This window comes from Bradyrhizobium sp. BR 10261, from assembly GCF_019455395.1.
Classification (GTDB): Bacteria; Pseudomonadota; Alphaproteobacteria; order Rhizobiales; family Xanthobacteraceae; genus Bradyrhizobium; species Bradyrhizobium manausense.
Genome location: NZ_JACOFQ010000007.1, coordinates 1 through 13076, shown reverse-complemented (window position 1 = coordinate 13076; position 13076 = coordinate 1). Strand labels below are relative to the sequence as shown.

Annotated in this window: 14 protein-coding genes; 5 read left to right on the top strand and 9 right to left on the bottom strand. The window is 65.5% G+C overall.

The window, feature by feature from the left end; genetic code table 11:
• Positions 1-11: 11 nt before the first annotated feature.
• The 3 genes from HYH07_RS09670 to ftsE all read right to left on the bottom strand — a co-directional run bounded on the left by HYH07_RS09670 (position 12) and on the right by ftsE (position 2409).
• Positions 12-716: a YdcF family protein gene (locus HYH07_RS09670; RefSeq protein ID WP_057746705.1), complete on the bottom strand. Its 705-nt coding sequence runs from the start codon at positions 714-716 to the stop codon at positions 12-14.
• A gap of 72 nt (positions 717-788) precedes the next feature.
• The gene (locus HYH07_RS09665) at positions 789-1757 is read right to left on the bottom strand and encodes an ABC transporter permease (RefSeq protein ID WP_220002281.1); all 969 of its coding nucleotides are present in this window, start codon (positions 1755-1757) and stop codon (positions 789-791) included.
• Positions 1750-2409, bottom strand: coding sequence for a cell division ATP-binding protein FtsE (gene ftsE, locus HYH07_RS09660; RefSeq protein WP_057746699.1), 660 nt, complete (start codon positions 2407-2409; stop codon positions 1750-1752). Before ftsE ends, HYH07_RS09665 begins: the two co-directional genes overlap by 8 nt.
• 216 nt (positions 2410-2625) lie before the next feature.
• Between ftsE and HYH07_RS09655 the strand changes: the two genes are divergently transcribed.
• Positions 2626-3498 carry an MJ0042-type zinc finger domain-containing protein gene (locus tag HYH07_RS09655; protein ID WP_220002280.1) on the top strand — a complete coding sequence of 291 codons (873 nt, stop codon included), beginning with the start codon at positions 2626-2628 and terminating at the stop codon, positions 3496-3498.
• 56 nt (positions 3499-3554) lie between these two features.
• Positions 3555-3929 (top strand): response regulator, encoded by a 375-nt coding sequence (locus HYH07_RS09650; RefSeq protein ID WP_220002279.1) that lies wholly within the window; start codon positions 3555-3557, stop codon positions 3927-3929.
• Between the two features lie 151 nt (positions 3930-4080).
• Here HYH07_RS09650 and HYH07_RS09645 read toward each other — a convergent pair whose 3' ends face one another.
• A complete protein-coding gene (locus HYH07_RS09645; RefSeq protein ID WP_220002278.1) occupies positions 4081-6696 on the bottom strand; it encodes a TIGR02302 family protein in 2616 nt (871 codons plus the stop codon).
• 180 nt (positions 6697-6876) lie between these two features.
• Here HYH07_RS09645 and HYH07_RS09640 point away from each other — a divergent pair, with 180 nt between their 5' ends.
• Together HYH07_RS09640 and HYH07_RS09635 are read left to right on the top strand one after the other, a co-directional pair.
• Entirely contained in the window at positions 6877-7260 is a 384-nt protein-coding gene (locus tag HYH07_RS09640; RefSeq protein ID WP_220002277.1) for a carboxymuconolactone decarboxylase family protein, read from the top strand.
• 129 nt (positions 7261-7389) lie between these two features.
• Positions 7390-8298, top strand: coding sequence for an NAD(P)-dependent oxidoreductase (locus tag HYH07_RS09635; RefSeq protein WP_220002276.1), 909 nt, complete (start codon positions 7390-7392; stop codon positions 8296-8298).
• 111 nt (positions 8299-8409) lie between these two features.
• On the opposite strand, the gene lysA is transcribed toward HYH07_RS09635, so the two are convergent.
• The 3 genes from lysA to argH form a co-directional block, all read right to left on the bottom strand.
• On the bottom strand, positions 8410-9675 hold the full coding sequence (lysA, locus tag HYH07_RS09630) for a diaminopimelate decarboxylase (protein ID WP_220002275.1): 1266 nt from the start codon (positions 9673-9675) through the stop codon (positions 8410-8412).
• A gap of 23 nt (positions 9676-9698) precedes the next feature.
• Positions 9699-9992, bottom strand: coding sequence for an LPS translocon maturation chaperone LptM (gene lptM, locus HYH07_RS09625; protein WP_220002274.1), 294 nt, complete (start codon positions 9990-9992; stop codon positions 9699-9701).
• Between the two features lie 93 nt (positions 9993-10085).
• Positions 10086-11483 carry an argininosuccinate lyase gene (gene argH, locus HYH07_RS09620; protein ID WP_220002273.1) on the bottom strand — a complete coding sequence of 466 codons (1398 nt, stop codon included), beginning with the start codon at positions 11481-11483 and terminating at the stop codon, positions 10086-10088.
• A 101-nt stretch (positions 11484-11584) separates the two neighbouring features.
• Here argH and tlpA point away from each other — a divergent pair, with 101 nt between their 5' ends.
• On the top strand, positions 11585-12250 hold the full coding sequence (tlpA, locus tag HYH07_RS09615) for a thiol:disulfide interchange protein TlpA (protein ID WP_220002489.1): 666 nt from the start codon (positions 11585-11587) through the stop codon (positions 12248-12250).
• Between the two features lie 6 nt (positions 12251-12256).
• On the opposite strand, the gene HYH07_RS09610 is transcribed toward tlpA, so the two are convergent.
• Both HYH07_RS09610 and HYH07_RS09605 read right to left on the bottom strand, forming a co-directional pair.
• Entirely contained in the window at positions 12257-12451 is a 195-nt protein-coding gene (locus tag HYH07_RS09610; RefSeq protein ID WP_057746679.1) for a putative motility protein, read from the bottom strand.
• 191 nt (positions 12452-12642) lie between these two features.
• Positions 12643-13076, bottom strand: a 434-nt coding sequence (locus tag HYH07_RS09605) for a 3-hydroxyacyl-CoA dehydrogenase family protein (RefSeq protein WP_228749353.1), incomplete at its 5' end; no start/stop codon positions are given.

Here is a 13076-nt window from a genome sequence, read left to right as displayed (position 1 = left end):
CAGGAATCCAATCAATTGGCCTGAGCGGTGGCGGGCCGCCTGGATTGCAGACCAAGAGGCTGCTCCGACATCTCGGGCGAAAGGTCAATCCCGAAATCTTCCAGCCGTACCCTCACCTCGGCCGCGATGTACTTGACATATTCGGACAACAGCAGCCGCAGCGTCGAGGCCGAGGTCCACCACGGCTCCTCGCGCCATTTGTCACCGACCACGGCGAATGGGACCAGCGTGGTCTCCGGCATCGCATGCGAGAATTCCACGAGCGCGCGGGGCATGTGGTAATTCGAGGTGACCACGATCAACGATTTGAAGCCGCGCCCCTGGGCCCAGCGCCGCGCCTCCGCCGCGTTGCCGCGCGTCGTGAGCGCGGTGCGGTCGAGATCGACGCAGCAGGTCATGAAGGACTGGTTCTCCGGCAGGGTCCGGGAGATATCGCTCGCGGTCGAGGTCGGGTGCACGCCCGAGATCAGGAGCCGCTTGCCGTAGCCCGCCGCGAGCAGCTCCATCGCGTCCGAGACGCGCGAGGAGCCGCCGGTGAGGACCACGATGCCGTCAGCCTTGCGATCGGGTGCGATCTCGGCGCCGCGCAATTGCGACAGGAAGGCGACGAAGCCCGCCGCCGCGCCGACAAAGGCGAACGCGATCGTCGACACCACGGTCGCACGGAGCCAGCCGCGCGGCAGTTTCGGCGATCGATCGTCGGTCGGCGAGGTCATGTGATGTCGGTGATCCCTTCCCCGGATGATTTTAAGACGTTTTGAGGCGAAGTGGAGTCCGGTTTGTCGGGCTCAATCCACGTCATTCAGCGTCGCGAACAGGGTCTGGCGCGAGGCGACCGCGGTGATTGCGCCGATCAACACGGCCTGCACCGCGAGCACGACATAGCCTGACGGCCGCAGCGAGAAGGTGCCGAGCAGCGCCGCGAACTGGTCGCCGACGGGGGTGCCGGAAAACCAGCCGGCGATCGACTCGGAGAAGCCGAACAGCAGCATGGCGATGCCGCCGCCGATGACGCCGCCTTCGAGGCCGAGCCGGAGAAAATGCCGCAGGAAATGATTGGCGATGTAGCGGTCGCCGGCGCCGACGAAATGCAGCACTTCGACGATCGGCCGGTTCGCTGCCATTGCGCCGCGGGTTGCGAACGAGACCGAGATGATGGTTGCGATGATGACGAGTGCAAGAATGCCGATGCCGGCCAGCACGGTGGCGTTGGTCATCGAGCGCATCCGTTCGATCCAGGCGCGATGATCGTCGACGCTGGCGCTCGGCGCCACTTGCGTCACGCGCGCACGCAAGCTGCCGAGGTCGAGCGCCGTGCCCGGCTGCACGCGCGCGATGATCATGCGCGGCACCGGCAGATCGTCCATCGACAGGCCGGTGCCGAGCCAGGGCTCAAGCAGCTTGCCGCTTTCGTCCTTGGTGAACGGCTTGACCTCGACAATACCGGGTTGCGCGCGCATCGCCTCGGTGACGGCGGCCGTGTCGCGCTCGATGTCGCGTCCCGATTGCGGGCGGACCTGGATGGTGATTTCGCTGGCGACATCGGACTGCCATTCCGCAGCCGAAGCGCTCACCAGGAGCACCGCGCCCGTTGTCATCGAGGCGAGAAAAGTCATGATGGCGACGACGGCGACCAGCGCACGGCCATGGATCGAGGCGCGCGGCACGATCGGCGAGGTATTGCGCGCCTTGGCCGGCAGCGGCGGACGCTCCTGTCCGAGGTCGACCAACACGCCGCGCTCATCTGGCCTACTCATAGACGTGCAGCCGTCCCTGATGCAGCACGAAGCGGCGCGCTTCATACTGATCCATCAGCGCAATATCGTGGGTCGCGATGATGACGGCGGTGCCTGACTTGTTGAGCTCGATGAAGAGCCGCAGCAGGCGCCGCCCGAGCGTCGGATCGACGCTGCCGGTCGGCTCGTCCGCGAGCAGAAGCTGCGGCCGCGAGATCACCGCGCGCGCGATCGCCGCGCGCTGCTTCTCGCCTCCCGACAGGATCGGCGGCAGCGCATCCATGCGGTCACCGAGACCGACCCAGCGCAAGAGGTCGATGACCTCCTTGCGATAGCTGGATTCGCTGCGGCCCATGACGCGGAACGGCAGCGCCACGTTCTCATAGGTCGTCATGTGGTCGAGCAGGCGGAAGTCCTGCAGCACGATGCCGATGCGCTTGCGCAAATCCGCGATCTCGTCCTTGCCGAGCGTGGAGATGTCGTGGCCGAACAGATTGACGAGGCCGCGCGTCGGCCGGTGCGACAGGAACAACAGGCGCAGCAGCGACGTCTTGCCGGCGCCGGACGGCCCGGTGAGGAACTGGAAGGAATGCGCCGGGATCTGGAAACTGAGGTCGCGCAGGATCTCCGGCCCCAGACCGTAACGCAATCCGACATTTTCGAACCGAACCAAAGCTCAGCTCCGTTCGAGGGGACGTAGCCGCATCGCCAGCGAGGCTTCGCCGCATGCGATCAAGGGGTTGTGCGACCGTTATGGTTTCCGGTTCGTTAACGGTCGCCCTGTAGCATCTCGGGCAGCATTCTTAGAAGTCCCTTCTCGGGCGAACCTTGTCCCAGGAGAATCCTGGCGCCGGGTTCCCCCGCGCCAAGGTCATTGTCGAGGCCGTCCATGCATATCGTCTGCCCCCATTGTATGACATCCTACGCCATCAAGCTTGCGAGCCTGGGCACCAACGGGCGGACGGTCCGCTGCTCCCGCTGCAAGAAAACCTGGATCGCCCATCCCGAGGACGCCGTCGAGGAGGCCGCTGTGCCGGCCATGGCCGCAGCCCGCCAGGCCGACGACCAGTCCGACCTCGCCGAGCAGTGGAACACTTACGCCCAGGACGATAACGCCGCCGAGACGCCCGTGGTCGACAGTCCCTCGATCGCCAGCGACTGGCCGACGGAGGATGCCGCCGAGGCTGAGGACGAATGGTCCGCGGCGGCTCGGGCCGTGGAAGAAGAAGTCGTCGGGGCCCAGCATCAATCCTGGTTCCGCGGCCTGTTCAGCCGTCGCGGCGCCAAAGTGAGCCGGCCGACGCCCATTGTTGCCCCGCGCAGATCCTATTACGGCCTGCCGGTCGCCTGCGCTGCCATGGGCGCGCTGGTGCTGGCCCTGGTGATCTGGCGCGGCGACATGGTCCGCCTGCTGCCGCAGACCGCGGCCTTCTACAGGCTGGTCGGGCTGGAGGTGAACCTGCGCGGGCTCGCCTTCAAGGACGTCAAGCTCTCGACCGAGACCGTGGACGGTAAGCAGGTGCTGGTCATCGAGGGCGTGATCGTCGGCCAGGGCAAGAAGCCGCTCGACATACCGCGCCTGCGCTTTGCGGTGCGCGACGCGCAGGGCGCCGAGATCTACGCCTGGAATTCGGTGCTGGAGCAGACCGTGCTGCAACCCGGCGAACGCGCCTTCTTCCGCTCGCGCCTCGCCTCGCCGCCGCCGGAAGGCCGCAATATCGACGTTCGCTTCTTCAACCGGCGCGACATCGCCGGCGGTTAGCGTATAGTCAGGCCTTGTAGAGTCCGCACGGGAGGGTTGGTCCCAAGGATCGTCTCATGCCAAAAGTGTTGATCGCCGACGACGAGGATTCGATGCGCCAGCTGGTGGCGCGCGCCATCGCCATGGACGGCCACGAAATCGTCACCGCGCAGGACGGCGCCGAAGCGCTGGAGATCCTGACCCGCGAGGACGGCGCGTTCGATCTGTTGCTCACCGATATCCAGATGCCGGTCATGGACGGCATCGCGCTCGCCCTCTCCGCCGCGCGCGACTTTCCGCAATTGACCATTCTCCTGATGACGGGCTTTGCCGACCAGCGCGAGCGCGCCTCGAATTTGAATGCGCTGGTGCACGACGTCGTGACCAAGCCGTTCTCGGTCGCGGATATCCGCACGGCGGTGGCGGATGCGCTCGCGGCGAAGAAGGGGTAGCGACGAGTTTCGCCGAACATTCCGCTGTCATGCCCCGGCTTGACCGGGGCATCCAGTACGCCGCGGCCTATCGAGGAATCACAACCGTCTCTGGGATACTGGATCGCCCGATCAAGTCGGGCGATGACAGCGAGATTGTGGTGGACTGCCCTCAAAAATCCTTCAGCAGCCGCTCGATATAATCGAGCTCGATCTGCGGGCGCGAGGGGTCGCCGAGGCGGCGGCGGAGTTCTTCCAGAATGCGGCGGACGCGCTGGACGTCGATCTCGCCGGGGATCCTGACCGTGTAATCGTCGCCATATTCGTGGCCACGCAGCGGACGGCCGAGCGGGTCGGTCTGGTTGCCGCCGCTTTGCTGGCGACCGGCACGGTTGCCGGGACCATCGCCCTGGCCATCGCCGTCACCCTGCTGCATCGCCTCGGCCATCTTCTGCGCACCCTTGCGCATCGCGTCCAGCGCCTTGCCCTGGGAATCGACCGCGCCGTCAGCATTGCCTTCGCCCAGCTTCGAGCCCGCATCACCCATGGCGTTGTCGGCGGAATCGAGCCCGCCATCATCATCACCCTGGTCGGCATCCTGATCGCCGTCCTGACCGGACTGCGCCTGGTCGCCTTGCTGGCCTTCCTGGCCCTTTTGTCCCTTCTGGCCTTTCTGACCCTTCTGCGAGAGGCCGCGCTTGGCCATTTCATCCTGGAGCTTCTTCAAGCGATCGCGCAGCGCCTGCTGGTCCTGCTGCAGATCCGACATCGACTGGTCGCCCTGCTGCTGCTTGCCGCGCATACGATCGCGCCGGGAATCCTGGCCCTGCTTGTAGGTCTTGTCGCGCAATTGCTGCTGCTTGCGGATCATGTCGCCGAGCTCGTTGAGCGCCTGCTCCATGTCACTCTCGCCGGACTGCCCCGGCTGCGCCATCTGGAGGCCCTCCAGCATCTGCTGAAGCTGGTCGAGCAGCTGCTTGGCCGCATCCTTGTCGCCCGAGCGTGACAGGCGCTCCATGCGGTCGATCATGTTCTGCAGGTCCTGCTGGCGCAGGATCTTGGTGTTGGGATCGAGCGGACGCGCGAGATTTTGCGCATCCTTGTTGTTGCGGAACTGCTCGGCAAGCTGGCGCATGAAATTGTCCAGCGCCGCCCTCAGGTCCTGCGTGAGCTTCTTGATCTCCTCGTCGCTGGCGCCGCGGTCCAGCGCCTGCTTCAGCGCGTCCTGCGCTGCGCGGAGCGCCTTCTCGACATCGGAGATGTTGCCGTCCTCGATCGTCACCGCGAGGGCCCACAGGCTCGCCACCACCTCGCGCAGCGCATCATCGGTGCGCGCCGCCTCGAGCTGGCGGGTGACGCTGTAGAGGCCGAGATATTGCCCGGTCTCCTGCGTGAACAGTTCCGGCGCGATCATCAGCGCATCGAGCGCGGTGTAGACGTCGGAGTTCTTGTTGGCGTCGAGCGCGAGGATGCGGCGCTGCTCGATCAACGCGCGTGCGAGCGGCTTGGTGAAGAGACGCTCGGGCAGGCGCATGTTGAACGGCTCGCTTCGCGCCTCGTTGCCGGCCTCATCCTTGGCGGTGAGCGTCAGCCTGACATCGGCACCGGCATAGGGATCTTCGCTGAGATCCTTCACCGTCTGGCCGACGCCGTTGCGGGTGCGCGCGTTCGGCAGCACCAGCGGAAACTGCGGCGGCTGGAACAGCGGCCGCGCCGCGGTCTTGGCATCGCCGTCCTTGCTCTCGGTGGGCCGCACGGCAACTTGCGCTTCGGCGCCGGTGACGCCGTAATCGTCCTCGATCTTGTAGACGAGCTGCAGCGCGCCGCGCGCCTGGCGCTCCGGATCCTTGGCGAGCGCGATCGTCGGCGGACGGTCCGGCGTCGCCGCAAAGGCCCATTGCGGCTGGCCCGAGGGCGCGCGGACATGCGCGGTGCCGTCGCCGGTGATGGTGAAATGCTTTTCGTTGGTGCCCTTTGGGGCAGCTTCCTTGGGCTCGGCTTCCTTGAGGCCGCCGGAGACCACGACATCCAGGCTGCCGCCGGAAGAGCGCACGATCAGGGTCGAACCGGCGGGAACGGCGAGCGGGCCGCTCGCTGGCAGCGCGGCCGCCTCCTTGTTGGCGGCCGACAGGATCACCGGCGGCTTTCCGGTGTAGAGCGGCGGGGTGACCCAGGCGTCGACGCGGATATTGGTCGGCGCCAGCACGCCGTTCCAGTCGAACGCCGCCCCTAACCGCATCGCGCGCTCGTCGCCGGCCGCGAAGAAGGTCGCGACCAGCATCACCATCACCAGCGCGCGCAGCGCCCAGGGGTCGTGGATGGCCAGGCGCGGGTGCGGCAGACCGGCGCGGATGCGCTTCAGCGAGGCCAGCGTGCGCTCGCGTTGCGCCTGCCACAGCGCCAGTGCAACCGGATCCTGCGAGGTCAGCGTGTCCGTGAGCGTAGTGGCCGGACGATGGCGAATGCCCGAACCGCGGTCGAGGCGGGCGAGCGCCTCTGCGCGGCTCGGCCAGCGAAACCGAATCAGCGGGAACAGGACGGCAACCGCCAGCCCTGCGAAAATGACGAGGCCGATGGCGCGGGCGACGAAGGGCAGCGCCAACCAGAGACCGGCCCAGGACACCACCAGAAACAGGCCGACAACGGTGAGAACACGCGCCAAACCCGGCCAGACTCGCTCCCACGCGATGGCATAGGTGGACCGCTCAAGGGCCTGCGCCAGCTTCAGCCGCGACAGAGCATCGCCATCACGGATCGGGTCTGACGGGTCGGGGGTGACGCCGTTCAATCAACTCTCCAGGTTACCCGGCGGAGTGGAGCGTACCACAACGGCGGCAGTGAGGCATCCGTTCCTGTACGGGAGACACCCCTTTTCCCGCATAACACGAGGACGTGACTGGCGAGGGGCAACCCCGTAATTTCCGCGGCGCCGCCTGAGGGAAACGAAGGAAACGCCAAAGGAAACACCATGGACAAGAAGATGCATGACAAGGGCCTGGAGGTCCGCAAAGCGGTGCTGGGCGAGGCCTATGTCAACAACGCGCTGAAAAACGTCGACGACTTCAACCGTCCGTTCCAGGCGATGCTCAACGAATACTGCTGGGGCACGGTGTGGGGCCGCGAGGAGTTGCCGCGCAAGACCCGCAGCATGCTCAACATCGCGATGATCGCGATTCTCAACCGCCAGCACGAATTCCGCGCGCATCTGAAAGGCGCGCTCACCAACGGCGTCACCCGCGACGAGATCCGCGAGATCCTGATGCAGGTCGCGATCTATGGCGGCATGCCGGCCGCCGTCGACAGCTTCCGCATCGCGCGCGAGGTGTTCGCGGAGATCGATGGGAAGGCGTGAGGCCAACAAACAGCATTCAACCTAGTGCACTGTCATTGCGAGCGCAGCGAAGCAATCCAGAATCCCTCCGCAGAGACAGACTGGATTGCTTCGCTGCGCTCGCAATGACGACGGGAAGGAAATGACACCATGGACATCGGATTCATCGGGCTTGGAAACATGGGTTTCCCGATGGCACGGAGGCTGATCGAGGCCGGCCACAAGCTTGTCGTGTACGACACCCGCACGGAGGCCGTCGACAGGCTGGTGGCGCGTGGCGCCGCTGCCGCGTCGTCGCCGAAGGATGTCGCCGACAAGGTCGAGACCGTGATGGCAAGCCTGCCGTCGCTGAAGGCCTCGCTCGAGGTCGCCACCGGCGCGAACGGCGTGATCGAGGGCAGCCGGGCAAAACGCTTCATCGACCTGTCGACGGTCGGCTCGCACATGGCTGCGAAAATTCACGGCCTGCTGGCCAGGCGCAACATCGTGCAGATCGACTGCCCCGTCTCCGGCGGCGTCGGCGGCGCCGAGAAGGGCACGCTGGCGGTGATGGTCTCAGGGCCGAAGGCAGAGTTCGAACTGCTCAAGCCTGTTCTCGACGTGATCGGAAAGGTGTTCTTCATCGGCGAGAAGCCGGGCGCGGCGCAGACCATGAAGCTCGCCAACAATTTCCTCTCGGCAACCGCGATCGTGGCGACCTCGGAGGCCGTGGTGATGGGCGTCAAGGCCGGGCTCGATCCCGCCGTGATGATCGACGTCATCAATGCGGGCTCGGGCATGAACACGGCGAGCCGCGACAAGTTTCCGCGCGCGGTGCTGCCGCGCAGCTTCGACTTCGGCTTCGCCACCGGATTGATGGTGAAGGACGTGCGGCTGGCGCTGGAGGAGATGAAACAGCTCGGGCTGTCGATGGAGGTCGCGGATGCGGTCGGGCGTCTCTGGGAGACCGTGATCGCCGCGGAAGGCGCCGAGTCCGATTTCACCGCGGCGATCAAGCCGATCGAGAAGAAGGCGGGCGTGGTGGTTGGCGGGAAGACGGGCGGATTGGCGGGGAAGTAGCGCCTCACAACTGCTCCGGTAGCCCGGATGGAGCGTAGCGTAATCCGGGATTGTTGCGGCGGGCGAGAACCCCGGATTTCGCTACGCTCCATCCGGGCTACGATCAATTGCTCACAGCCACGGCGCCGGCGTGTCCATCGCGATCAACTGCTCGACCTCGATGCGCGGGCGGACCACTGCGTATTGATCGCCCTTGACCAGCACCTCCGGCACCAGCGGCCGGGTGTTGTAGGTGCCGGCCTGCACGGCGCCATAGGCGCCCGCGGTCATGATGGCGATGAGGTCGCCCGGCTTCGGCGTCGGCAGCGTGCGGTCGAGCGCGAGATAGTCACCGGTCTCGCAGACCGGACCGACGACGTCGGCCATGATGGTGGGCGCCGCCTTCGCCGGCTCCATCACCGGCAGGATGTCGTGATGGGCCTCATACAGCGTCGGACGGATCAGGTCATTCATCGCGGCGTCGATGATGACGAAGTTCTTGCCGTCGCCGTGCTTCACATAGATCACCTTGGCGACGAGGATGCCGGCATTGCCGACGATCATGCGGCCCGGCTCGAACATCAGCGTGCAGCCGAGATTGTGGCTGACGCGCTTGACCATGGCGGCATACGCATCCGGCGCCGGCGGCGCCTCGCGATCCATGTAATAGGGAATGCCGAGCCCGCCGCCAAAATCGACGTGGCTGATGTTGTGGCCGTCGGCGCGCAACGTCTGCACGAATTCGGAAAGAATGCGGAATGCCGTCTCCATCTTGGAGAGGTCGGTAATCTGGCTGCCGATATGAACGTCGGTGCCTGTGACCACGATGCCGGGCAGCTTCGCCGCGCGGGCGTAAACTTCGCGCGCATGCACGATCGGAATGCCGAACTTGTTCTCGGACTTGCCGGTCGAGATTTTCGCATGCGTGCCCGCATCGACGTCGGGATTGACGCGCACGGAGATGCGCGCGGTCTTGCCCATCTCGGTTGCAAGGCGCGACAGCAATTCGAGCTCGGGCTCGGATTCGACATTGATGCAGAGGATGTCGGCGGCGAGCGCCGCCCGCAGTTCGGTTTCCGTCTTTCCTACACCGGAGAACACGATCTTGCTGGCGGGAATGCCGGCCGCGAGCGCGCGCTTCAATTCGCCGCCGGAGACGACGTCGGCGCCGGCGCCAAGCTTGGCGAGCGTGCGCAGCACCGACTGGTTGGAGTTCGCCTTCATGGCGTAGCAGACCAGCACCTTCTCGCCGGCAAAGGCATCGGCAAAGACGCGGTAGTGCCGCTCCAGCGTCGCGGTCGAATAGCAATAAAATGGCGTGCCGACCGTCGCGGCCAGCTCGGACAGGTTCACCGCCTCGGCGTGCAGCACGCCGTTGCGATAGTCGAAATGGTTCATGGCGTTGGCTCAGTTGCCCCGGCTCATTGCTTGCCGGGAGGTTCGTCCAGGAGCGGGTCGAGGACAAACGGTTTTTTCCTGCCCTTGGTCGCCGCCGGCGCAGCATCCGCGCCGTAGGTTGGATTGAACACGCTCGGTGTCTTCTGGGCCTCGGTCTCGGTATCGCCAGGCGCGGCGACGTTGGCCGTGGACGCGCTGGAGGCGGTCGGCGGCAGGTCGAGCGGGCCCCTTCGGCCGCAGCCGGCGAGCGCGAGCGCCGTCAGGCTAAGGACAATGATGGCCCACCCCGAGCCGGCCGGGCGAAACTTTGACGTCACGACGAAATCCCCAATATGCGGCCGCACCATACAGAGGTTGGCCCCCGCTGGCGAGTGCCGGAAGGCCACGGAAGGCCGGCGAATTTTCGGCCCTCAGCCCAATTTTCGCTCTTTTTCCAGCCGCTTGGCCCAGGCCTTGGCCTGCGATGTCACGTTCTTCGGCGCGGTGCCGCCGTAGCTGGTGCGGCTCTTGACCGACGATTCGACCGAGAGCACGCCGAGCACGTCCTTGGTCATCCTGGGCTCGATCGCCTGCATCTCCTTCAGCGGCAGCTCATGCAGCGCCACGCCGTCGCTCGCGGCCTTGGCGACGATGCGGCCAGTGACGTGATGGGCCTCGCGGAACGGCATCTTCAGGGTCCGCACCAGCCAGTCGGCGAGATCGGTCGCGGTGGCATAGCCCTCGCCAGCGGCCGCCTTCATCCTGGCTTTGTCAGGCACGAGGTCGCGGACCATGCCGGTCATGGCGCGGATCGCAAGCGACAGCGCGGCAAAGCCTTCCATGGCGCCCTGCTTGTCCTCCTGCATGTCCTTTTGATAGGCGAGCGGCAGCCCTTTCATCACGATCAGGAGGCCGTTGAGGGCCCCGATGACGCGGCCGGTCTTGGCGCGCACGAGCTCAGCGGCATCGGGATTGCGCTTCTGCGGCATGATCGAGGAGCCGGTGGTGAACTTGTCGCTGAGGCGGATCATGCCGACCAACGGCGAGGTCCAGATCACGATCTCCTCGGCAAAGCGCGACATGTGCACGGCGCAGATCGAGGCCGCCGACAGCGTCTCCAGCACGAAGTCGCGATCGGAGACAGCGTCGAGCGAGTTCGCCATCGGACGATCGAAGGCCAGCGCCTTCGCGGTAGCGTGCCGGTCGATCGGGAACGAGGTGCCGGCAAGCGCGGCGGCGCCAAGCGGGGATTCATTGAGCCGCTTGCGCGCATCCTGGAAACGGCCGCGATCGCGCGCAGCCATCTCGACATAGGCGAGCAGGTGATGGCCGAAAGTGACGGGCTGCGCGGTCTGCAGATGGGTGAAACCGGGCATCACGGTTCCGGCATGCTCCAGCGCGCGCGCCACCAGCGCCTGCTGGAACGCGGCAAGCGCCGCATCGGTCTCGTCGACGACGTCGCGGACATAGAGACGGAAGTCGGTCGCGATCTGGTCGTTGCGCGACCGCGCGGTGTGCAGGCGGCCGGCCGCGGGGCCGATCAGCTCCGACAGGCGGCTCTCGACATTCATATGGATGTCCTCGAGCGCGCGCTTGAACTCGAAGCCGCCCTTGCCAATCTCTGACAAAATCGTGTCTAGACCCTTGCCGATATTTTTCGCATCAGAGGCCGTGATGATGCCGTTCGCGGCCAACATCGCGGCGTGAGCCTTGGACGCGGCAATGTCCTGGGCGAAGAGGTGACGATCGACGTCGATGGAGACGTTGATCTCTTCCATGATCTCATCGGGACGCTCCGAGAACCGGCCGCCCCACATCTTGTTGCTCATGATCCCCTGCTCACGCCTTGCTTTGCCGCATGTTTGCTGACTGATGCCAGCCGTATTAAGAGGCCCCTGATAGCCATATCTGCGACCGAATGACAAACGATATGCTCGACCAGAAGCCCTCCGCCACGCGCCGGATCCCCATCGTCATCGCCACCGTTGTGGTCGGTGGGCTGGCCGGCTTCGCCGCGCTGTATGGGCTCGGCCTGAACCGGGCTCCGTCAGGCGATCCGGCCTGCAAACCGGCAGTGACCAGGGCCCAGAAGCTCGCGCCGCTTGCTCATGGCGAGGTTGCCGCGCTGACCGTGGCGAGTGCCCCCCTGAAGCTGCCGGACCTCACTTTTGAGGACGCCGACGGCAAGCCGAGGAAGCTGTCGGATTTCCGCGGCAAGACCGTGCTGGTCAACCTGTGGGCCACATGGTGCGTGCCCTGCCGGAAAGAGATGCCGGCGCTGGACCAACTCCAGGCCAAGCTGTCGGGCCCTGACTTCGAGGTGGTGGCGATCAATATCGACACCCGCGACCCCGAGAAGCCGAAGAATTTCCTGAAGGACGCCAATCTGACCCGGCTCGGCTATTTCACCGACCAGAAAGCCAAGGTTTTCCAAGACCTTAAGGCGATAGGCCGGGCCCTGGGCATGCCGACCTCGGTGCTGGTCGATCCGCAGGGCTGCGAGATCGCGACGATCGCGGGGCCGGCCGAATGGGCGAGCGACGATGCGCTCAAGCTGATCCGGGCCGCGTTAGGTCCGGCTGCCGCATCGCTCTAGGGAAGTTCAGGCTGTGACGTTGAGGTTGCCGCCGACGCCGGGGCCGACATTGGCAAGGGATGGCTGACCTGCGCCCAGCAGCGTCAGGACGGTGGATTTCTCCATGTCCATGTTCTGCTTCGTCAGCGTCGCCGCGATGTTCGACTGCAGTGCGCCCTGCTGAGAGGCCAGCATGGTGCTGACCATCGCCATCATGTCCATTACGTAGACCCTCGTACGGGCCGTAACCTAGGCGCGAGGGGTTAACGGGACATGAATTGTCACACGGTCGCCCCCGGGCCAAGGTGCCGTAGGGTGGGCAAAGGCGCACTTGCGCCGTCCCCACCACCTCTTTCGATTTGCGAAACATGCGTGGGCACGCTCCGCCTTGCCCACCCTACGGCACCGCCGTCTTAGCGCGTCGGAACCGGCTTGGCGCCGCGGTAGTCGTAAAAGCCGCGTTGGGTCTTGCGGCCGAGCCAGCCGGCCTCGACGTATTTCACCAGTAGCGGGCAAGGGCGATACTTGGAGTCGGCGAGGCCCTCATGCAGCACCTGCATGATCGACAGGCAGGTGTCGAGACCGATGAAATCGGCAAGCTCCAGCGGACCCATCGGATGGTGCGCCCCGAGCTTCATCGCCGCGTCGATCGCCTCGACATTGCCGACGCCTTCATACAGCGTGTAGATCGCCTCATTGATCATCGGCAGCAAGATGCGGTTTACGATGAAGGCCGGGAAATCCTCGGAGACAGCGACTTGCTTGCCAAGTTTGGCGACGAATTCCTTGGACGCCTCGAAGGTCGCATCGTCGGTGGCGATGCCGCGGATCAGTTCCACCAGCTCCA

What these genes read in the sequence shown, in the direction of transcription:
- HYH07_RS09670 (WP_057746705.1), bottom strand. Translation starts at nt 716, where the DNA reads ATGACCTCGCCGACCGACGATCGATCGCCGAAACTGCCGCGCGGCTGG.
- HYH07_RS09665 (WP_220002281.1), bottom strand. Translation starts at nt 1,757, where the DNA reads ATGAGTAGGCCAGATGAGCGCGGCGTGTTGGTCGACCTCGGACAGGAG.
- HYH07_RS09655 (WP_220002280.1), top strand. Translation starts at nt 2,626, where the DNA reads ATGCATATCGTCTGCCCCCATTGTATGACATCCTACGCCATCAAGCTT.
- HYH07_RS09650 (WP_220002279.1), top strand. Translation starts at nt 3,555, where the DNA reads ATGCCAAAAGTGTTGATCGCCGACGACGAGGATTCGATGCGCCAGCTG.
- HYH07_RS09640 (WP_220002277.1), top strand. Translation starts at nt 6,877, where the DNA reads ATGGACAAGAAGATGCATGACAAGGGCCTGGAGGTCCGCAAAGCGGTG.
- HYH07_RS09635 (WP_220002276.1), top strand. Translation starts at nt 7,390, where the DNA reads ATGGACATCGGATTCATCGGGCTTGGAAACATGGGTTTCCCGATGGCA.
- lysA (WP_220002275.1), bottom strand. Translation starts at nt 9,675, where the DNA reads ATGAACCATTTCGACTATCGCAACGGCGTGCTGCACGCCGAGGCGGTG.
- argH (WP_220002273.1), bottom strand. Translation starts at nt 11,483, where the DNA reads ATGAGCAACAAGATGTGGGGCGGCCGGTTCTCGGAGCGTCCCGATGAG.
- tlpA (WP_220002489.1), top strand. Translation starts at nt 11,585, where the DNA reads ATGCTCGACCAGAAGCCCTCCGCCACGCGCCGGATCCCCATCGTCATC.
- HYH07_RS09610 (WP_057746679.1), bottom strand. Translation starts at nt 12,451, where the DNA reads ATGGACATGATGGCGATGGTCAGCACCATGCTGGCCTCTCAGCAGGGC.